Source organism: Paenibacillus sp. sgz302164 (assembly GCF_056120505.1).
The window spans coordinates 368,071-389,292 of the sequence record NZ_JBVYOL010000004.1; the positions used below are offsets into that span (position 1 = coordinate 368,071).

The following is a 21,222-nucleotide window of genomic DNA, read 5'->3' on the forward strand; positions in this document are numbered from 1 at the left end:
AACTGCTGATGCAAACCTTGAAACGAAGCAGATACGCCATCTTTATCGGCTTGTTCCCGGCGCTGGTGATTTATCTCAGCATCGCGATCGTTCCGATAGGCATCTCGCTTTACTACTCGCTCATGAACTGGAACGGTATTGGTTCCATGAAATTTATCGGACTGGACAATTACATCCAAATGCTGCAGGACGATACCTTTTGGCTGTCGGTCAAGAACAACGTTATTATTATGATCACCGGACTGATCGGGCAAATTCCGCTCGGACTGCTGTTGGCGCTGCTGATGAACCGCGGGTTGAAGGGCTCCGGCTTTTTCCGGACCATCGGATTTATGCCGGTCGTCATTTCCTCGGTCATGGTATCCCTGATTTTTGGAATGGTTTACAACACCGAATACGGACTGCTTAACAATCTGCTCGCCTTTTTCGGACTTGATAGCTGGCAGCAGAATTGGCTTGGCGATTCCAAATGGTCGATGCTATCAATCAGCGCGGCTTATATTTGGCAGAACTGCGGTTTGTACATGGTTATGTTCCTGGCAGCTCTGCAAAACATTCCCGACGAGATCAACGAAGCCGCCGAGCTGGATGGAGCTACAGGCTTTAAGAAGACCCGGTTCATTACCATTCCGATGCTCCGCAGCACCTTAATGGTCACGATCGTATACAGTATAAGCAACTCGTTCCGCGTATTCGATCTCATACAGGTTCTGACGGGCGGCGGACCGGCTCACCAGACGGAAGTCATGACGATTTATATGTACAACAGCGCCTTTGTGAATTTACGCTACGGATACGGCAGTGCGGCTTCCATTATGATTTTGCTGTTCAGTCTTATCGTCATTTCCTTCGTCAACCGGATCACCCGTGAGAAAGATTAAGAGGGAAAGGAGGAATACGTTGAATGAAGAAAAAGTCTCCGTTATTCCTAATATTCGCATACACATTTTTGATTCTGTTCGCTATTATGAATATAGTACCGATTTTTTGGATGGTTATAAACTCGTTTAAGTTGGAGCAAGAGTATGCGGCAAATCCGTTCTCGCTGCCGTCCGGCTTCGAGTTCTCCAATTATGCGGAAGCGTGGAGAATCGCCAACATGAACGTTTATTTCTTTAACAGCTTGCTTATCACCTTTGCTTCACTGATCGTGACTGTGCTGCTCGGATCGATGGCCGCTTATTTCCTGGCCCGCTTTTCCTTTAAGCTGCGCGGATTAACCTACAGCCTGTTTCTGCTTGGTATGCTGATTCCCATTCATGCCACATTGATTCCGATCTTTCTAATCATGCAAAAGCTGAGCCTAATCGATACATATCTGTCGCTCATTTTGCCATATACAGCATTTCACCTGTCTCTGACGGTATTTATTCTGGAAGGTTTCATGCGGGGGTTCCCGAAAGACCTGGAGGAGTCGGGCGTTATGGATGGGGCCGGCATCTTCCGGATCTTCTGGTCCATCATTTTACCGATTACCCGTCCGGCCATGGCTACCGTGATCATTCTGAATTTTATATACAATTGGAACGAATATTTGTTTGCACTCGTTTTGATTACATCCAACGCCCTGAAGACGCTGCCGTTGGGCTTGTCCAATTTCGTCGGTATCGAAACCGCTAGCTATACGCTGCAAATGTCTGCGCTTACCATCGCATTGATTCCGATCATTATCTTCTATCTGCTGCTGCAAAAGCAATTGGTAACAGGCATGACGGCAGGAGCAGTTAAAGGCTGATCAATCTGCGTCCTGACAGCAAAGGAGAGATGACATGAAGACAAGCTACATCCGACGTCTGAGCAGCTTAAGCTTAAAACGCAGGGCACTTGTCATCTTCCTGCTGTTCGTCATTTTGCCGACGATAGGGGTCGGCGTCGTTGTGCAGTACAAATACAATCAGGTGCTACGCGAGCAGTTTATCAGCTCTACCCGACGCAACCTGGATAATGTGACGAGCCAGCTGTCAGAACAGACAAAGATGGTTGAGGATATCGCCGACTACCTCATTTTAAGTCCCGATATGCGGAGCTACTTAAGGACCGGACCGCCGCTCGATAATGAGCTCAAAGCGGATCTCAAGAACAATATTGAAAACTTTCTGACCTTCCAGTTGATGTCCAAAGGTTATATCCGCTCTATCGAAATTACGGGGTATAACGGGAACCAGATCAAAATGGGCGAGCCGTTCACCGGCGATGAAAGCCGCTGGAAGGAAGAAGCCATCGGGCGAAAAGGCGGCATCTTCTGGAGTGAAGGCCACACCCTGGAGAGCTCCTGGAATGGTCAGGTGCGGGTGCTGTCCATGATCCGCATCTTAAATTCATACATTAAGATTACTCAGCCGCTCGGCGAACTGACGATCAGGCTGGATGAAGCCAGCATCGCTTCCCAGCTGGAGAAAGGCGTGCTGGAGGCGGAAGCGGGGGGCGTGTTTATCGTAGGACCGAAAGGTAATCTGATCTTATCTTCCAAGGCCGCGATGCCGGGCGGTTATGTTCCGGATGAAACGCTGCTGAAGAAGCTGTCTTCCGGCAAAAAAGATTTCCTCAGCTATAAGGTACAGGGGAAACGGTATTTGGTCTTGTACAACCAGATGGAAAATACGGATTGGAAAATCATCGCCATGGTCTCAGAAGCGAATATTTCCGAACAACTGCGCGGCGTCCAGGCCATCATGATGATTATACTGACCGCGATCCTTCTATTGGCTTTAGTCGCTTTATTCGGCTTTAACCTGACGATCATCCGGCCGATTCTGAGGCTGAAGAAAGAGACGGGACGGGTAGCCGGCGGCGATTTCAGCGCCAGGGTTCCCATAGATTCCCAGGATGAAATTGCCGAGCTTAATCGTAAATTTAACGAGATGGTCACGACCATTGAAGAGCTGATCGAGCACAAATACAAGCTGGAGCTTAGAGAACGGGAGTCCGAGCTCAAGCTGATGCAAAACCAGATGGACCCTCACTTTTTGTATAATACATTGGATATGATCCGATGGACGGCGCGGCTGGAAAAAGCGGACAAATCGAGCCGTATGATCGAGATGCTGTCCAAATTTTTTCGTTCCAGCGCAGGCAACCGAAATTATCAGACCACGCTTGCCAAAGAAATCGAATTTGCTCAGACCTATTTATCTTTGCAGCAGTTTCGCCTGGGCGACAAGCTGATGTACAAGCTTTATCTGGAACCCGGGATTGAAGAGACTCCCGCACTCAAAGCTTCGATTCAGCCGCTGGTCGAGAACTTCATCAAACATGGCATCGATAAGAAGAAACCCTTCAGCATCATTGAAGTGATCGGCTACAGGTCGGAAGACGAAATTTGGATCGATGTAACCGATAACGGCAAAGGCATGCCGCCGGATCGGGCTTTTGAAATCAGCCATGCTTTGGCGAGCAGGCAAATGGAGCGTTCGGCGGGCCGCATCGGCGCACTTCTTAACATTCATGAGCGGGTCACCATCTTTTTTGGACAACAGTACGGTTTGGAGATCATTCATAACTCGGATGAAGGTACGGGAATCCGCTTAAGACTTCCCGGGCCGGAGCCCGAAAGCTAGGAGGGCATCTCATGGGCAAACAGGAAGCTGCGGAGCTGCGGCGGATCAAAATGCTGATCGTGGACGACGAGCCGATCATTTGCATGGGTCTGCGCTGCACGATCGATTGGGAGGAGCTCGGCGTCGAGGTCATCGGCGAGGCTTATGACGGTGAAGAGGCGCTCCGTTTGATGGAGCAGGAGCAGGCCGATTTTTTGCTGTCGGACATCCGGATGGACGGTATGGACGGCTTGGAGCTTGCCGCACAGCTCAGGCAGCGTTACCCGGATACGCAGATGGTCATTATTAGCGGATACGAGGACTTTGGTTACGCCCGCCAAGCCATCCGGCTCGGGGTCAACGATTATTTGCTGAAGCCCGTGGAAGTAGAAGAATTGACCAAAGTCGTGCAGAAATTGGTGGAAAGCATCAGAAGCAGAAGGAATACAAGCGGAGACCAGGACGTGAAGCTGTGGCTGGCGAATATGGCCCGAAGCGGCATCGCCTACGGAAAAATGGCGCCTCCGCCTCTGCACGGCGTCCAGTTCCGGATTCTGGCCAGCCAGTTGGCATGCTTCTATGAGCTTTATGAGGCTGTGCGGCCCGACCAGTACGAGCGTATCCAGGAGCAATGGATTCACACGCTCCACCGCCGGCTGGAGAATCCCGGGCTGCGCCCCTTTTCCATCTTTGACCATGAAAATTTGCTGATCACGCTGGCCGTGTCGGACCGGTTCATGGACGAGGGGGAGTGGGATTTGCTGCTGCGGCAAGATACCTTGCCGTCGCCGGGACAACTGCAGTTCTACTGCGGTGTGTCGGAACCGTACGGACATTTGGACGAGACCGCTCAGCGCTGTTCGGAAGCGGCGTCCAGGCTGAAATACTACGTGCTGGAGCATGAACCCGTACTGAATGCCGCCTATGAAGCGAAATGGCAGGGAGGCCGCAGGCCGGAAGTGCTGGATGTATCGGCGCGGGTGCAGCATCTGGTCGCCGCGTTGTTCAAGCAGGGCGAACAGGAACTGAAAGCGGAAGTGTCCGATATGTTTCATTTCTTTAAAAAGGAAGCTTACCTGCTGCAGGAGGTTGTCGCCGTCTGCGAGGAGTTGTTCGCGCTGCTTCGCCAGCGTCTCAGAAAAAGCGGCATGACCGGACTCGACGGCAGCCGTCCTTCACTGGATTTGAATCTCTACAATTCGTATCATGCGCTTGAGGAAGCGGCGAACCGGGATATGTCGGAACTGCTCGCGCTGATCGAGAAAAACGGCATCGACCGTTCCTACTGGATTATCGAAAAAGCCAAAAGCTATATGAACGATCAGTATCGAAGCGATCTCAAGGCTTCGGAGGTTGCAGCTTGGCTCAAGATCACGCCGAGCTATTTCAGTTATATTTTCAAACAGAGTACCGGTAAAGGGTTCACGGAATATATGAACGAGCTGCGCATTGAGCAGGCGAAAGCGCTGCTGGCGACGACTCACGACAAAGTGTTTGAAATTGCCGATCAGGTCGGCTACAAGGAATACAAATATTTCGTTTCGGTATTTAAATCGTTTACAGGCTTGACGCCCAAGGAATATAGAGGACTTCGCGCAAGTAAAACCGAGAAGGGGTGAAGCGGACGGTGGAGACATACAAACAGGCCGGACTGCCGTTGGAGGAACGGGTTCAGGATCTATTGTCCCGCATGACATTGAAGGAAAAAGTCGGACAGTTGAATCAGCGCATGTACGGCTGGGACGCTTACAAGATGGAAAACGGGGAGTTCCGAATTACGGATGCATTTAAAGAAGAAGTGGAAGCGTATGGCGGAATGGGCGCTTTATACGGTTTGTTTCGCAGCGACCCCTGGTCCGGGGTCGACTATTCCAACGGCATTACCGCGGAACAAAGCGCGGTTGCGGCAAACCAAATTCAACGTTATGTGATCGAGCATTCGCGGCTCGGCATTCCCGTACTGCTGACGGAAGAGTGCCCGCACGGGCATCAGGCGCTGGACGGTACGATGCTGCCGGTCAATCTGGGTGCGGGCTCGACCTGGAATCCGGAGCTGCTCGAGGAGGCTTACGGCCACGTGGCGGCCGAAATCCGCAGCCGTGGAGCACATATCGGGCTGGTGTCCGCCCTGGATATTCTTCACGACCCCCGCTGGGGCCGCTCCGAGGAATGCTACAGCGAGGACCCTTATTTGGCCGCCGCCTTCACGGCGGCCGCGGTGCGCGGCATGCAGGGGACAGGCGCAGAGAAATTGGCCGGCCCGGATCGCATTGCTGTGGTACTGAAGCATCTCTGCGCGCAGGGCGCAGGTCAGGGGGGGAGAAACGCTGGACCCGCGGATATCGGCGAACGCGAGCTGCGCGAAATCCATCTCCCGGCAGCCCGAGCGGGTGCCGCGGCCGGCGCGGCCGGTTTTATGGCCGCNACTGAAGCATCTCTGCGCGCAGGGCGCAGGTCAGGGGGGGAGAAACGCTGGACCCGCGGATATCGGCGAACGCGAGCTGCGCGAAATCCATCTCCCGGCAGCCCGAGCGGGTGCCGCGGCCGGCGCGGCCGGTTTTATGGCCGCCTACAACGAAATCGACGGCGTGCCGTGCCATGCCAATGACAAGCTGTTGACCGGCATTTTGCGGGAGGAGTGGGGATTTGACGGCATCGTCATGGCGGACGGTCAGGCGGTTGACCGCCTGTTGGCTTTGACCGGAAGCCATGAAGGCGCAGGGGCGATTGCCTTGACCTCCGGCGTGGACTTAAGCCTGTGGGACAAGGCCTTTACGACGCTAGAGGAGGCGGCTGCCCAAGGGCTTGTGTCCGAGCCGGACATTGACCGCGCCGTGGTCCGGGTACTGACGCTCAAGTTCAGGCTTGGCTTGTTCGACCGGCCGTATGCCGATGAGCAGCGCCCGCTGGCTGTTGTCGGCAGCGACCGCATGAGTCGGCTGAATTTGCAGGTCGCGCGGGAATCGGTCGTCCTGCTGAAGAACGAGGACGAGATTCTGCCGCTGAAGGCGGACAAACAGCGGAGAATCGCCGTGATTGGCCCCAATGCGGACCGGCTGTACAATCAGCTTGGCGATTATACCAGCGTGCAGCGCAAGGGGCGGGGAACCACTGTTCTAGAAGGCATCCGCCAAGCGGCGCCATCCGGGGTTGAGGTCGTGCACGCGCTCGGCTGCGGCATCCGCGATACGTCGGGCACCGGCCTGGCTGCGGCCGTAGAGCTCGCCGCCGGAGCGGACGCTGCCGTGCTGGTGCTGGGCGGAAGCAGCGCCCGCCAGTTCGGCGGCGATTTTGACGGCAACGGGGAAGCCGTCATTTCCGAAGGCAGTCCGTCCGAAATGGACTGCGGCGAAGGCGTGGATCTGGCCGACCTGCGGCCGGGCGGCATGCAACAGCGGCTTGCGGAAGCGGTGGCCGCTACCGGTACGCCGGTCATTGCGGTGATGATTCAGGGCCGCCCGCTGGAGCTGACGGATTTGGAGCCGCTGGCGGACGCTCTTCTATGCGCCTGGTACCCCGGCATGGAAGGCGGTCTTGCCATTGGGGAGATTCTGTTCGGCCAGGTGAATCCGAGCGGCAGGCTGCCGGTTTCGCTGCCTCGCTCCGCGGCGCAGCTGCCGGTATATTACAACCAGAAGGCGGCGCACCGTCTCCGCAACTATATCGATATGCCTTCGGCTCCGCTGTATCCGTTCGGATACGGTTTGAGCTATACCCGTTTTGCGTACAGCGAATTGACGCTTTCGCAAAGGGCCGTTTCTTCGGCGGAGCTTGCCGCAGGATACACGGTCCAAATCAGCGTCAAGGTAAAAAACACCGGTGCCGTCCGCGGGGCGGAAACCGTGCAGCTATATATCCGCGCCCTTGAATCGGGAATTACCCGTCGGATTGCCGAATTAAAAGGCTTCCGCAAAGTAAACCTGCATCCGGGCGAAGAACGAATCGTTACTTTGGAATTGGGGCATGAAGAGCTGGCTGTCTGGAACCGGAACATGGAGTTCGCCGTCGAGCCTTGCCGGATCGAGGTTAAGGTCGGCGGCAGCGCGACCGATACGCTTTCCGCCGAATTGAGCGTCGTACGATCATTTACAATTTAGCGGATAGAATCGCAATTCTATTGGATATTTTCTCGCAGTTTCCTGAATTACTATAGAAGTAAGCAACAAATAAGATGATAACAAGCAAACCTACCTCTAAACGCGGTCGTTCATCTTTGAAAGACCTCGAAAGAGGTTTATCTCATTGAGGCAGGAGGTAAGCCGATGGATCGAAGCTTATTACTGCGGCGTGTCCGCCTGGTGAGCGGAGAAGAAGTGGATGTGGCGATTAACGCCGGAATCATTACGGATATTGTTCCCGGAGGCGCGGCTTCTTGCGGCGCGGATTCGGAAAGCGAGATTTGGGAGCAACCCGGTACATATGTCTCCAGCGGCTGGATTGATCTGCATGTACACGCCTTTCCGGAGTTTGATCCCTATGGCGACGAAATCGATGAAATCGGGGTTAAGCAGGGGGTCACAACGATTGTCGATGCCGGAAGCTGCGGCGCCGATCGGATCGGTGATCTGGCCGCCGGCGGGCGGAAAGCGGATACCCGGCTGCTGGCTTTTCTGAACATTTCGCGTATCGGACTGCTGCGGGTCGACGAGTTAAGCCGGTTGGAGTGGATCGATCGGGACAAGCTGCTTCAGGCTGTATCGGAGCATCCCGATCTCATCGTCGGTCTGAAGGCAAGAATCAGCCGAAGCGTCGTTGGGGAAAGCGGCATTCAACCGCTGCTGATTGCCCGCGAGCTGTCTGAGCGGACAGGGCTGCCGCTGATGGTCCATATCGGATCGGCGCCGCCGAATATCCGCGAAGTAATGCCGCTGCTGCGCGGCGGGGATGTGGTGACGCACTACTTGAACGGAAAAAGCAACAATCTGTTTGACGAAGTCGGCAAACCGCTGGAAGTGCTTCGGGAAGCCGTCCGCCGCGGCGTTCATCTGGACGTCGGGCACGGGACGGCGAGTTTTTCGTTCCGGGTAGCGGAAGCCGCCAAGCGGCATGGCATAGACCCGAACACGATCAGCACGGACATTTATCGCGGCAATCGGCTGAATGGCCCCGTATACAGCATGTCCAACCTGCTCAGCAAATTCCTCTACCTCGGTTACACGCTCGAGCAAACCATCGGTTGGGTGACGGTACGGGCTGCCGAGTGGCTGAAACGGCCGGAGCTCGGGCGAATCCAAGTCGGCGACCGGGCCAACCTGACCTTGTTCGGGCTGGAGGAACGGCCGATCGCGTTGATCGATTCGGAAGGAGAAACGAGAACGGCGGTGCGGCGAATTGAAGCGAAAGGGGCAATCATAGGTGACAAACTCATTAAATGCTAGATACGGGCTGAAACGGGTTATCAACGCAAGCGGGCGGATGAGCATTCTCGGCGTTTCGGCACCGACGGACACCGTTATGGAAGCGATGAGACAAGGCGGACAAAGCTATGTGGAGATAGCGGATTTGGTAGATAAAGCGGGCGATTACGTAGCCCGATATGTCGGTTCCGAAGCCGCGGTTGTCGTTAATTCCGCTTCCAGTGGCATTGTGTTGTCCGTTGCGGCGATCGTCACGAAGGGCGACCGTCGGACAAGCGTGCGTCTGCATCAGGAACCCATTGAACAGAATGAAATCATCATGCTGAAGGGTCATAACGTGCAATACGGCGCTCCGGTTGAAACGATGGTTTACCTCGGCGGCGGCAAGGTTGTTGAGGTCGGGTACGCGAATGAAGGACGGGCCGAGCACATAGCCGATGCCGTTTCGGATAAGACGGCGGCGATCCTTTATGTGAAATCCCACCATGCCGTGCAAAAAAATATGATTTCCGTGGAAGAGGCATGGGAAATCGCTCAACGTAAAGGGATTCCGCTCATCGTGGATGCGGCGGCAGAAGAAGACCTGCAACAATATGTAAAAGTATCGGATTTGGCGATTTACAGCGGCTCCAAAGCGATCGAGGGCCCGACCTCCGGCATCGTAGCCGGGAAGCGGTCTTATATCGAATGGTTGAAAGTTCAGCTGCACGGCATCGGCCGCAGCATGAAGGTGGGCAAAGAAACCACTTTCGGCCTGCTCCAGGCGTTGGATGAATATGCCGTGAAAAAAGATAACAGCGAGCAGGAGAAAGCTTCCTTGCAGGCTTTGATGCCGCTCAGCCGGATTCCCGGTCTGGAAGTGACTATCGTTCAGGATGAAGCGGGCCGGGCGATTTATAGAGGCCGCGTCAAGGTGGACGAAGCGGTGGCGGGGATCAGCGCCAAACGGTTGAACGAGGAGCTTCAAAACGGCGACATCGCCATTTATACCCGGGATTACGGCATAAGACAGGGCTACTTTGACATCGATCCCCGTCCATTGGCGGGCGACGACATCATGATCATCGAATCCAGAATCCGGGAGTTAACGGGAGGTTCTAACCATGCCTGAGATAGCAAAAAGATTTTACAAACATCGGGTGGCTTTAAATGTTCTGGCCAAAAACATCTCCAACGCCAAGGAGGTGTTTGAAGCTGCGGAAGGGCATGTGCTGGTCGGTGTTTTATCCAAAGATTACGGCACGGTGCCGGAAGCCGTGGAAGCGATGAAAGCTTACGGCTTGGAAATTGACGATGCGGTTTCCATCGGTCTGGGCGCCGGCGATAACCGGCAGGCCGCTGTCGTTGCGGAAATCGCCAAGCATTATCCGGGCAGTCATATCAATCAAGTGTTTCCGGCGGTAGGAGCTACCCGCGCCAACCTGGGCGGTAGAGACAGCTGGATTAACAGCCTTGTTTCGCCGACAGGCAGGCCTGGTTATGTCAACATCTCTACGGGTCCGGTCAGCGCGGCACAGAAGGAACTTGCAGTGGTGCCTGTCGAGGCGGCCATTGCATTGGTTAGAGATATGGGCGGCAACGCTCTGAAATATTTCCCGACGCAAGGATTACAACGGGAAGAAGAGCTGCGTGCCGTTGCAAAAGCTTGTGCAGAGGCCGGTTTTGCGTTGGAACCGACGGGCGGCATCGATTTGGACAACTTTGAAGCGATTTTGCGCATTACGCTGGAGGCCGGAGTGCCTCGGGTGATTCCGCACGTTTATTCTTCTATCATCGACGCTTCTACTGGTCTGACGATCATCCGGGATGTGCAGAAGCTGCATGGAATGATGATGAATCTGGCCGACCATTATGCCTAAACGTATAGCGGCATTTGGAGAGGTTATGATGCGCCTTACGGTGCCGGGCTATGATCTTTTAACGCAGAGCAGTACGCTCAGTTACTCCTTTTCGGGAACCGGGGTCAATGTCGCGGCGGCCTTGTCCCGATACGGTCACGATGGGCGCCTGGTGTCCAGGCTGCCGGACAACCCGCTGGGGGATGCGGCCGAAGCTTATTTGCGGAAGCTCGGATTAAACACTAACCGTGTGCTTAGAGGCGGGGCGTATATCGGCATGTATTTCTTGGAGAACGGCTTCGGACTCAGACCTGGCCGTGTCACTTACTCCAATCGCCAGGAAAGCAGCTTCAATACGGCTCCGGCAGGAACCTACGACTTTAAGGGAATCGCAGGCGAACTGGATGCCGCACATTTCTGCGGTATTACACTGGCGATGAACGATAACGTCAGGGAGGCGATGAAGGCTTTTGCCCGGGCGGTAAAAGAGCGCGGCGGCAAGGTGGTTTTCGACTGCAATTACCGGCCGGGCTTGTGGGGAGACGGGGGTTACGCCAAAGCCAGGCCGCATTATGAAGACATGCTGCGTCTCGCGGATATCGTCTTCATGAACGAAAAAGACGCGATCCATGTGCTTGGGCTGCATACAAGCCGCACGTCGAGGGAAGAGCAACTGGCGGAGCTGATTCCGGCTGTCGCCGAACGTTACGGTCTGCAGGCGGCCGCCGGAACGCACCGGTCCATCCAAAGCGATAACCGTCATAGCTTGAAGGGCTATCTTTTTAAAGAAGGGGCTGTTGTCCATTCCGATCTTCTGACGTTCCCGGTGTATGACCGGATCGGGGCCGGAGACGCTTTTGCGAGTGGGATCATTCACGGAGAGCTAGAAGGGTTCGAACCCCAGCGAACCGTTGCTTTTGCGGCGGCCGCTGGGATGCTGGCGCACACTGTAGCTGGGGATACGCCGATGGCTTCCGAACAGGATGTTGTTCGCGCTATGGATCACGCCGTTAGAGATGTGGAGCGTTAACGTCATTAAAGGAACAGCATCAATAGCTTTCATTCATGGCTCGGGCCGCTGAAACGCCATATTCGGGATATTATAATAACATTTCAACATGACCAAGATGCATTGGATCAAGGAGGCACAATCAATGAAAATTACAAGACATCCTGAAAACCCCATCGTAGTACCCGGTGGATATGAATGGAGATTGGCTACCGTATTTAATCCAGCCGTTGTCAAAGATAACGGCAAATATTACATGATCGAACGGACCGCCGGTTCGCTTACCCCGTGCAAAAACTTCCTGGGCCTGCTGGAAAGCGAAGACGGCGTACATTTTACGCATGTCACAGACGAGCCAGTCGTAACCCCGGATATGTTAGGATTTCCATACGGCAGTGTTCAAGACCCGCGGATGGTCAAAATTGATGATACCTTCTACATGACGATTGCGGTGCGGCCTTGTGCGATGAACTACTATCCGACGGGCACCGGAATTCCGGAGCGTTCGATTCCGACCTATCCAGACGGCTGGGGAGAAGAAGAAGGGCACTGGCTGACACGCTCGATCCTGATGTCCTCCCGGAACCTGACCGACTGGGAATATGTGACGACTACAACGCCGCTTGAAATCAACGACCGTAACAACGTGCTTTTCCCTGAGAAGGTAAACGGCAAATACGTCCTGCTCCGCAGACCTGAAGAATATATTGGCGAAGCGTTCGGCACTGACCAAGCGGCTATCTGGATCACGTACTCCGACGATCTGGTGAAATGGGAAGAGCCTGTTCTGCTGGCCAAAGCGGAGAACGATTGGGAAGGCAAAAAAATCGGCAGTTCCACGCCGCCAATCCGTACCGAACATGGGTGGCTGCTGCTGTATCACGGCGTAGACCAGAACACTATCTACCGCGTAGGCGCGATGCTGCTTGACCTGGACAATCCGAATAAAGTGCTGGCCAGAACGTCCAACTTCATTATGGAGCCGGAAACCTATTATGAGAAGTTCGGCTACCAGATTCCGAATGTGATTTTCCCAACAGGCTGCGTATTGGATGAAGGGATTTTGCACATCTATTACGGTGTAACGGATACGGCCATCGCTTTGGCTACCGTCCCGCTTGAAGACATGCTTAATCATCTAATGGCCCAAAAGGTCTAACGGGAACGGGCTAACAGCTGCATGAATGAAATCGTTTATTTGAATCAGATAACTTCAACAGACAAACCCGTTAGGTTATCCGCGCAAATAATGGGATAGCTTGTAGCATCCATTTTATTTGAACTTATAGAGAGCCGCTTATCGAAATAAGGATAAGCGGCTCATTGCCGTTGCGATCTTTACCGGGAGCAGCCATTCGAAGTTGTCCAATATTCCTTTTCAGCACGTGGAATTCGATGGTCATCGAACCGACTAATGACAAGAACTTTGTTACAGTACATATCACTCTTAATTGAATCAATACTTATTAATACCCACACAACCTTAGCATAATTGCAATATTATACCTTTAAGATGCACTTGATGAAATGCAGGAATAAGCAGCATTGTTCTTTCATTTGGTTATTTGTGTTGTATGTCTGATAAATTAAGGAGTTGGTAATATTGCTATGATCTATGCAGCTCTTGGAGATTCTATCACATTTGGGGAAAACGCCTCCTCTTTTGCAAATGCGTATCCCCAATTGACCGTATCTACATTAAATTCAAGCTCCCATAAAGCTACTTGTTGTGTTATGGCTCGGCCTGGTTGGACCAGCGATGATCTGTTAGATTCAGTGATATGGCGGGGGGCTTCAGTTATTCGGCAGGCTGCTGTTGTTTCGATATGGATCGGAGGCGTGGATTTAGCAAACGCAGCATTGAGTTCACTTCGAAATCAGCAGCCATTAGCCGCAAAACAAATTGCAGCAAACTATATACGCAACATAGGTGCCATTGTATCCCAAATAAAAAAAGGATGCCATGCCCGCATCATCTGCTGCACGCAGTACAACCCATTCCCTAACAGTCCTCTTGCTGTTGAGTCAGTAGACAAACTTAATCGTATAACGAAAGAGCTCGCCCAAAGTTACGATGTAAGTATTGCTCCCGCTCATGCATGGTTCGAAGGAAAACAAGCGAATCTTATCTATGGATATCGAAATGGAAAAATTGAGGATGCCTTGAGCGGATCACTGCCCATCCATCCAAATGATAAGGGGCATCAAGTTATTGCAATGGGAATGGCACCATATCTTATCCCTCGTAAGTAGCATAGAGGCGCGGGAAGTATTGAAGATCGATTGAAATGCAGGGTGGAGTGCGACCCAAGCAACCCGAGAGCCAACCCCTGCAATAGCAGGAACGTCTCAGAGCTTTACGGTGACTGGACTCAGCGCAAGTACGACGTATTATTTTGCGATCGAGAGGTGATTTTGAACTAGAGAAAATATTAAAACAATTTCAAGTGTCAGATAAATCAATGAGTGCAGCATTTACTTGTAAATATGGATTTCAGTTTGAAGATTTAAGAAATCGATTGTTTAATTGGCGAAAGGAATTAAAAATAAAATACACATTAACCAGAAGATGGCTAACTAAGAAATATAATTCTGAGAAGATCGGTAGTTTATTTTCACCAGAAACATGCAATTGTACAAAAGAATCCTATTAAAACAATTGTTGAATTATTAGAAGACGCAAATTCTAATATTAAATACGAATGTATGTGAACAACAAGATGCCAATCGAGGGTAAAACATGGCTCATCCAATTAGAAAGTAAGGTTGCCGATGTGCCATTGAACCTATGCTCGCACTTGCTCTACTTTGTTTGAAAAACTTAGTTTGTTTAATTGACAAACTAAGATACAAGTGCTATCATCACACCATGATAACCAAAACTTATACTCACATTTTAATGGAGGAGCAAAGCCATCATGGATCAAAATATTAAACAAGCGATAGTCAGGGGAGAAACCTCGCTTGGCATCGAATTTGGATCCACACGAATCAAGGCTATACTGATTGATTACAATTTTGAAACAATCGGTTCCAGCAGTTATGAGTGGGAAAATCAATTGATCGACGGTTATTGGACCTACCATCTCAATGAAATGATTAACGGGTTGCAAGAAACCTATCGCCAATTAAAGCAAGAGGTTGAAAATAATTATGGCGTAACACTGCAAAAGATCGGTTCAATTGGATGTTCTGCTATGATGCAGGGCTATATTGCACTTGATCAAGCAGGGGAGCTATTGGTTCCGTTCCGTACATGGCGCAATGCCACAACGGGTACAGCTGCATCGGAGCTAACCGAGAAATTCCAATTTAAAATTCCTCAACGCTGGAGCATTGCACATTTGTATCAAGCGATTTTAAACGATGAAGAGCATGTCACTAAAATAGATTATATTACAACTTTGTCGGGTTACATTCATTGGCTGTTGACCGGCAGCAAGGCTCTTGGTTTGGGGGATGCCTCTGGCATGTTCCCAATCGATGAATCTGCATTGCAATATAATGAAGAGATGGTGAAGCAGTTTGCCAAATTAATTGCCGATAAAGATTACCCGTGGAATCTTAAAGATATTTTACCTAAAGTTTATACTGCTGGTGAACATGCTGGATATCTCAATGAAGCTGGTGCCCGACTATTAGATCCATCAGGCAGCCTGCAAGCAGGTATTCCGCTATGTCCTCCAGAAGGAGATGCCGGAACAGGCATGGTCGCTACGAATAGTGTCAAAAAGCGTACCGGCAGCATTTCCGTAGGTACATCGATTTTTGCCATGATTGTACTGGATAAAGATATATCCGTGTACCCTGAGATTGACATCGTGACTACACCTGATGGCAGCCCTGTCGGCATGGTTCTTGCTAACAACTGCTCCAGCGATATTAATGCATGGCTCGGCTTGTTCCGTGAATTTTATGAAGCAATGGGACTGAAACCCGATATGAATCAGTTATTCAGCGTCCTGTTCAACAAAGCGCTGGAAGCAGACGCTGATGGCGGCGGCTTGCTAAGCTACGGCTACTATTCAGGTGAGAACATTACCGGGCTTGCAAAAGGTCGTCCGCTGTTCGTTCGTTCTCCAGAAAGCCGCTTCAATCTGGCTAACTTTATGAGAGTACATCTGTTTACCGCGTTTGCTGCACTAAGGCTCGGGATGGATATTTTGACACAGAAGGAGCATGTGACAATTGACCGTATTTTGGCGCATGGCGGATTGTTCAAAACGCCGCTAGTTGGTCAAAAAATGTGTGCCGCAGCACTGAATGTTCCTGTTTCGATCATGTCTACGGCTGGTGAGGGCGGCGCATGGGGGATGGCAATTTTGGCATCCTATATGGTTAATAAGGAGCAGCACGAGGGCTTGGCTGATTACCTTACCACTAAAGTGTTCAATGATGCAGAAGGACAAGAGGTTTATCCTGACAGCGCAGATGTGAATGGCTTTGCCTTGTTTATGGAGCGTTACACGGAAGGGCTGGCTATTGAGCAGGCAGCGGTAGATCATTTTGTAGAAAATTGGAAGAAATGACACCTAAACAAAAGATAATAAATTTATCAGGTTATAACGAACCGTTCCTTATAAAAGAGGAACGGTTTTCAATACTTAGTTTTTTTTAGAAGGACACATCATTGTTCCAAAACGGACTAAATTTGTGTCGTGATATTTATGTATAAAACAGACCATAATTTGTGTCGCGAAACGGACTAAATTTGTGGACAGTACACAAGAAAAGAAAAAGCGTTTTTTGAGGTCGCAAAGACATATGCACAAAACCCGTATTTTATACATATGTCTATAAGTCGATTAACCCCCTCATATGTTGTCTCTACATAAATGACACAAAATTCCCTTGATTGTCATACCACCCTTTGTCGTTATCGGACGTTTGGAGGCCCCAACCATTTTAACAGGAATGCGGCTCCCTCGATTTTTAAAATATTGACCTGAGATGAGCTCTGCAAACCTCTTATTCGATGTCAATCAAGGAATTGCTTTAAATTGCTTCATTTTTCACCCATGCGGCCAATCACAGCTTTATCTGCTTCGGCTTTACGGCACCTTGCTTCACCGCCTCCATATATTCATATGGCGACAAGTCATAGATGCTGCCGTGGATGCGGATTCGATTGACGTACAGGAATCTAGGCTTTTTAAATAATATGAATGCTTAGCGTACGTTTTCCGCGTTTTGTTGGCGGGACCCCTTACTGATCTGCTAGGTCACGCCCCTATATATCCAGCTTCAAGGCTCCGACGAATACGTAGGTATATTTAAAACTTCGGGATGGAATATCATGGGAAACTCAAAAAGAACGAGCCTCGTCCCTTACGTTCCTAGCCTTTGGAGTCGGTTCTGCGCAGTGGATCTGCTCGTTCTAAAAGTATCATACCTCTGGATCTTCTTTCTTATGCGTGATGATCTGCAAAGAAAAAACGCCACCCGTTAAGGTGACGTTGATTTCATTATTTCTTACAATACACGGCGTGCCGTAGCGTAATGATTGCTCCACCAACCTTTGCTCATATCCGAGATCGTAACTCCCGGACTGCCGTAAGTCTGTAGAACTTTACCGTTACCGATGTAGATACCTACGTGATGGATCGGTGAATAAAAGAATACCAAGTCACCGGGCTGCAGTTGATTACGTGGTACATACGTACCGACATGCGATTGCTCGCTGGACGATCTAGGCAAATTAATACCATATTGTCTAAACACAAATTGCGTAAACGAGGAACAGTCAAAAGTTCGAGTATTTCCCGACGCTGAACCAAATCGATATGGTGTGCCCATATAGCGTTCGCCTGTAGTGATGATCTTATTCGCAGTTGTGGCCGCCGGTGCCGTTACCGTAGCGGCATGTGTTGTTGGTGTGATCGCCATAGCGCCGCCTGTGAAGACGGATAAACCCAGAGCAAAAGTCGCGATCATTTTATTGGCTTTTTTCATGTGTGTATCCTCCCTTTGTTGGCTCAATGGCCTGTGTTTTGTTGACCTGGGATCACTATAACACAGAGAGGATATCCGAAAATTTACCGCTATGTCCGTTAAAGTACGCGCGGCAACGATTCAACCGGGTTTATTAGAGTTTGCTAAGAACTGAATGAGCAGAATTTTATTGACTAAATAATAAAAACCGCCGGATGCTTTCCGAGGCGACTCTCTAAATTTATGGTCGATCAAAGAAGTCCTTTTGAGTTTTGCGTTTTCTAAGGGCTAGAAGCAGCCGGGAGCCAGCTAAAGCGCACATCATGTGCATCATATTGCGATATTGCCTTCGTACTCGTTAAATTAATTTCTTAGAAAAATAAGGGTAGAGCCAACGAAACGCTAAAAATCGTTAAAGCAGACAAATTATGTCAAACTCATTATTATAACCTCCGGATCGGAGGTTTCTTTGTTTGTTCAGTCGTCGACGATACATCGTCAAAAACGCCTCAAAAGGGGTAGTGTCAACATTTTGAGCGATTTAGACACGGCCATGGAACGGACGGAGATTCACCCGACTCTTATCTCTCACCTGTATGTTATCGTCCAACATTAACGATCTTCTTGATCCATGCTGGCTCACTCGTCGCCGCCCGCACAAGGCAGTCGGCACAGTCTGCAAAGGGCAGCGGCCGCAGTGGAGAGATGCGAGCCCATGGACCTGCTGTATAGTTCAGATTGCCATCCGCGTATTTAAGCACTGACGCTCGTACAATTACCCAATCCAAATCACTCCGTATTACTGCATGCTCGGCAATCGCCTTATCCTCGATCGCCTTCCAATAGATTCGGCGCATCAAGTCTACTGCCCACCGATTGACAGCAGAAAGTTCTTTTCCGTCGCTCAAATTAATGCCACTCTGCATGACTAGGTGCTTAACGCCAGCTCGCTGACAGGCCGCAAGTATATTCGGGATTCCCTCCGACATGACGGTGCCCGGTGAGAAGTTTGCCGCCATAACATTCTTTGCCGCCCTGATATTCAGAAGCCACTTCTTGGCGCTATCCGGCGAGAAGTTACTTGGCGGGCCTATGCAACTGATTACGGCTTCAGTACCGGCTATGGCTTTTTCCATGCTCGACGCATCGAATACATCCCCCTTCCGGGTGCTGATCCGCTCTGCGGGGGTAATGACTTCTGGCCGACGAGCCACGGCTACAACTTCATGTCCCAATTCAAGTGCTCGTTCCATCACTTTCCTTCCAGTTCCCCCTGTTGCTCCAATAATTGCAATTTTCATTAAAATGTTCTCCTTTCGCTGGTGATCATGATTAAACCCATCCTCTTATATGCGCATATAATGCACTCTAGAATATTAGGTAACAACTATGTATAATTATAAATAGAAATAAAAAGTCTACAATGATTAAAAAGTCAGGTTCCGTGCATTAGTTCACAATTCTTTTGAAATTATGTATTAATTTCAGGAAAGCTGGTGTTTCTCAGGTGTCAACGATGGATCGAAGGATACGCAAATCTCAAGAAGCCATAAAAATGGCTGTTGTTGAACTGATGATTGAAAAAAAATTTGATCAAATTACGATACAAGATATTTCCGACAGGGCAGATGTCAGCCGAAGAACCATCTATCTTCACTACATGGACAAATTTGATCTTCTGGATAAACTCATCGAAGAACATATTGAACAGATGCGGGAAATCTGCGATTCGACAGGCGACGACGCCGATTATGTGGATGCGGGGTTGTTATGGTTCGAGTATTTTGAGCGTCATTCTTTATTTTTCTCCGCGATGCTAGCGAGTAAAGGGGGCCCTTTTTTTCGTAATCGATTCCTTACGTTTTTCCTCCAAGAGTTAAAGAATAAAGAGAATGGTTTATCACAAGGGAGTAATCGAGGCTTAACTAACGGCGAGGAGGTTGATTTTCAATTTTTAGGAGCGGCTATCGTAGGGGTAGTGGAATGGTGGTTCAAGAATGAAATGCCCCACCCTCCTTCTTTCATGGCTCAACGATTGGGGACGTTGCTTGAACGAAATCTTGAAGCAGATTTCCCGCTTGCATGAAGAAAAGCCCTATGTATCGCCGCAAACTTGGCGAGTTTTCTTTAATATTGTTATCTATTCCTAATTCAACTAAACTCCCCGTTACTTCAATAAAAAAGGAACAGCTGCCGGCCCGTGGCATTCTGCTCCCTTATTTTGAACTATCGTCCCCCGATAGTTTAGTTCTCAGAGCGTAATGAGATGATGTAAGACTAAAATGTTCATTGCGGACCTCTATCCCTAATGATATACCCTTGCCCGAGTTCGATCTCTGTGAAGCCTGCCATTTGGCGTGCTTGGAACCCGATCGGCTTATTTCTGCCTACGAGAATGATATTTTGAATGTCGGCGATGCCTTCTGACGGTAGAGAAAATGCTTTGATATACGCAAATTCCTCGCTTAGCGTTGTATGAATAGCATTCATGAGCTGGTCATTTTCACCTTTACCGAACAAGTTCATAACGATCAATCCCGAAGAATCGAGCTTTTCTCTGCAAATCACAAAGAATTCTTTAGAGATCAAATGAAGAGGCGTTCCCTTTTCAGTAAAGGCATCTAAAACAATAAAATCATAAGCCTGTTGATCTTCACTTTCAAGAATTTGTCGGCCATCACCAATGCTCACATTATCCTTTCGGTATCCAAAAAACCTCTTACTTAACTCCACCACCTTGTGATCTAGCTCCGCCACCTTAAATCGTTTCTCTGGAAAATGGCCAGCAATCGTCCCAATCCCGTGACCGATGATAAATACGTTTTCGAAGGAAGGGGTGTTACATTCAATTAGATGTATAATAGCTCGCGGATATTCAAATAGGATACGTTCCGGATCATTCAAATCCATAGCACCTTGTATGGCTTTATTGGAAAACTCCAACACTCGAAACTTGCCTTTTTCACCGTACAACTCTGTAGTGTCATAAACGGATATCTCATGATTAGGGCTGGACGTTTTGAAAAGTAAATCCAAGTTATCGATCCCTTTCTGGCTGATCTTTGTGACAGTATACCATTATAAGCAATCAACCTAAAGAAGAATTCTATTAGTTGTCGAAACGATATCCGCCAATTATTAGAATATGCGGCCGTCACTTCGCCAAATTCGGAAAAAACAAATATGTCCCGTTTTTCCGTTCGTCTGTATTTCCCGCTTGTTCCATTCGCAGTAGATGTCGCCGCTGACGCAATAGTTCAACTCGAAGATCGGGCAGGCTTCCCGAATGCTTATCTTTGTATCCTGTTCGTAGATCAGATCGGAAATGATAATTTCCATTCCGGACCGAATCCGCATACGCGTGATGGCGCCACTCCCCATACGAGCGGGCAACAAGAGTTCTTGCTCCCAATGGCTATGGCGAGTACCGCCATTTACCCATGCTGTCAGTTGATCAAAGTAATCATGTATCGTTGTATTTGTAACGGTAAAGTTCGATGTCATCGTCAACCCTGCTTTCCTTCACAATCAAATTGATAACCATTCTCATC

16 protein-coding genes and 1 pseudogene are annotated in these 21,222 nt (G+C 50.0%); 13 read left to right on the forward strand and 4 right to left on the reverse strand.

The features are described 5' to 3' along the window. Positions 1-8 precede the first annotated feature (8 nt). The 12 genes and pseudogenes from AC0LWT_RS09605 to AC0LWT_RS09660 all read left to right on the forward strand — a co-directional run bounded on the left by AC0LWT_RS09605 (position 9) and on the right by AC0LWT_RS09660 (position 16,269). Positions 9-881, forward strand: a complete 873-nt coding sequence (locus AC0LWT_RS09605; RefSeq protein WP_474681001.1) for a carbohydrate ABC transporter permease — start codon at positions 9-11, stop codon at positions 879-881. Positions 882-904: 23 nt separating this feature from the next. Further along, entirely contained in the window at positions 905-1,735 is an 831-nt protein-coding gene (locus AC0LWT_RS09610; RefSeq protein WP_474681002.1) for a carbohydrate ABC transporter permease, read from the forward strand. A gap of 34 nt (positions 1,736-1,769) precedes the next feature. Then, positions 1,770-3,557, forward strand: coding sequence for a sensor histidine kinase (locus AC0LWT_RS09615; RefSeq protein ID WP_474681003.1), 1,788 nt, complete (start codon positions 1,770-1,772; stop codon positions 3,555-3,557). Between the two features lie 11 nt (positions 3,558-3,568). Then, complete coding sequence (locus tag AC0LWT_RS09620) at positions 3,569-5,155, forward strand: response regulator transcription factor (RefSeq protein WP_474681004.1); 1,587 nt, start codon at positions 3,569-3,571, stop codon at positions 5,153-5,155. A gap of 8 nt (positions 5,156-5,163) precedes the next feature. Continuing rightward, positions 5,164-7,633: pseudogene (locus AC0LWT_RS09625) on the forward strand (glycoside hydrolase family 3 N-terminal domain-containing protein). A 165-nt stretch (positions 7,634-7,798) separates the two neighbouring features. Continuing rightward, positions 7,799-8,914 (forward strand): amidohydrolase/deacetylase family metallohydrolase, encoded by a 1,116-nt coding sequence (locus AC0LWT_RS09630; protein WP_474681005.1) that lies wholly within the window; start codon positions 7,799-7,801, stop codon positions 8,912-8,914. Further along, entirely contained in the window at positions 8,892-10,004 is a 1,113-nt protein-coding gene (locus tag AC0LWT_RS09635) for a DgaE family pyridoxal phosphate-dependent ammonia lyase (RefSeq protein WP_474681006.1), read from the forward strand. The genes AC0LWT_RS09630 and AC0LWT_RS09635 overlap by 23 nt, the downstream gene beginning before the upstream one ends. After that, a complete protein-coding gene (gene dagF, locus AC0LWT_RS09640) occupies positions 9,997-10,752 on the forward strand; it encodes a 2-dehydro-3-deoxy-phosphogluconate aldolase (RefSeq protein ID WP_474681007.1) in 756 nt (251 codons plus the stop codon). The genes AC0LWT_RS09635 and dagF overlap by 8 nt, the downstream gene beginning before the upstream one ends. Continuing rightward, on the forward strand, positions 10,745-11,761 hold the full coding sequence (locus tag AC0LWT_RS09645) for a sugar kinase (protein WP_474681008.1): 1,017 nt from the start codon (positions 10,745-10,747) through the stop codon (positions 11,759-11,761). The genes dagF and AC0LWT_RS09645 overlap by 8 nt, the downstream gene beginning before the upstream one ends. Before the next feature lie 124 nt (positions 11,762-11,885). Further along, on the forward strand, positions 11,886-12,899 hold the full coding sequence (locus tag AC0LWT_RS09650; RefSeq protein WP_474681009.1) for a glycoside hydrolase family 130 protein: 1,014 nt from the start codon (positions 11,886-11,888) through the stop codon (positions 12,897-12,899). 449 nt (positions 12,900-13,348) lie between these two features. Then, the gene (locus AC0LWT_RS09655) at positions 13,349-13,993 is read left to right on the forward strand and encodes an SGNH/GDSL hydrolase family protein (protein ID WP_474681010.1); all 645 of its coding nucleotides are present in this window, start codon (positions 13,349-13,351) and stop codon (positions 13,991-13,993) included. 665 nt (positions 13,994-14,658) lie between these two features. Next, positions 14,659-16,269: a xylulokinase gene (locus AC0LWT_RS09660; RefSeq protein ID WP_474681011.1), complete on the forward strand. Its 1,611-nt coding sequence runs from the start codon at positions 14,659-14,661 to the stop codon at positions 16,267-16,269. 943 nt (positions 16,270-17,212) lie between these two features. Here AC0LWT_RS09660 and AC0LWT_RS09665 read toward each other — a convergent pair. Continuing rightward, entirely contained in the window at positions 17,213-17,692 is a 480-nt protein-coding gene (locus AC0LWT_RS09665; RefSeq protein WP_474681012.1) for a C40 family peptidase, read from the reverse strand. A gap of 578 nt (positions 17,693-18,270) precedes the next feature. Further along, complete coding sequence (locus tag AC0LWT_RS09670; protein ID WP_474681013.1) at positions 18,271-18,972, reverse strand: NAD(P)-dependent oxidoreductase; 702 nt, start codon at positions 18,970-18,972, stop codon at positions 18,271-18,273. A 206-nt stretch (positions 18,973-19,178) separates the two neighbouring features. Between AC0LWT_RS09670 and AC0LWT_RS09675 the strand changes: the two genes are divergently transcribed. Further along, positions 19,179-19,757, forward strand: coding sequence for a TetR/AcrR family transcriptional regulator (locus AC0LWT_RS09675; protein WP_474681014.1), 579 nt, complete (start codon positions 19,179-19,181; stop codon positions 19,755-19,757). A 200-nt stretch (positions 19,758-19,957) separates the two neighbouring features. Here the strand turns inward: AC0LWT_RS09675 and AC0LWT_RS09680 are convergent, their stop codons facing one another. Together AC0LWT_RS09680 and AC0LWT_RS09685 are read right to left on the reverse strand one after the other, a co-directional pair. Beyond that, positions 19,958-20,707, reverse strand: coding sequence for a spermidine synthase (locus AC0LWT_RS09680; RefSeq protein ID WP_474681015.1), 750 nt, complete (start codon positions 20,705-20,707; stop codon positions 19,958-19,960). Positions 20,708-20,809: 102 nt separating this feature from the next. Next, positions 20,810-21,175, reverse strand: a complete 366-nt coding sequence (locus AC0LWT_RS09685; protein ID WP_474681016.1) for a hypothetical protein — start codon at positions 21,173-21,175, stop codon at positions 20,810-20,812. Between the last annotated feature and the right edge of the window lie 47 nt (positions 21,176-21,222).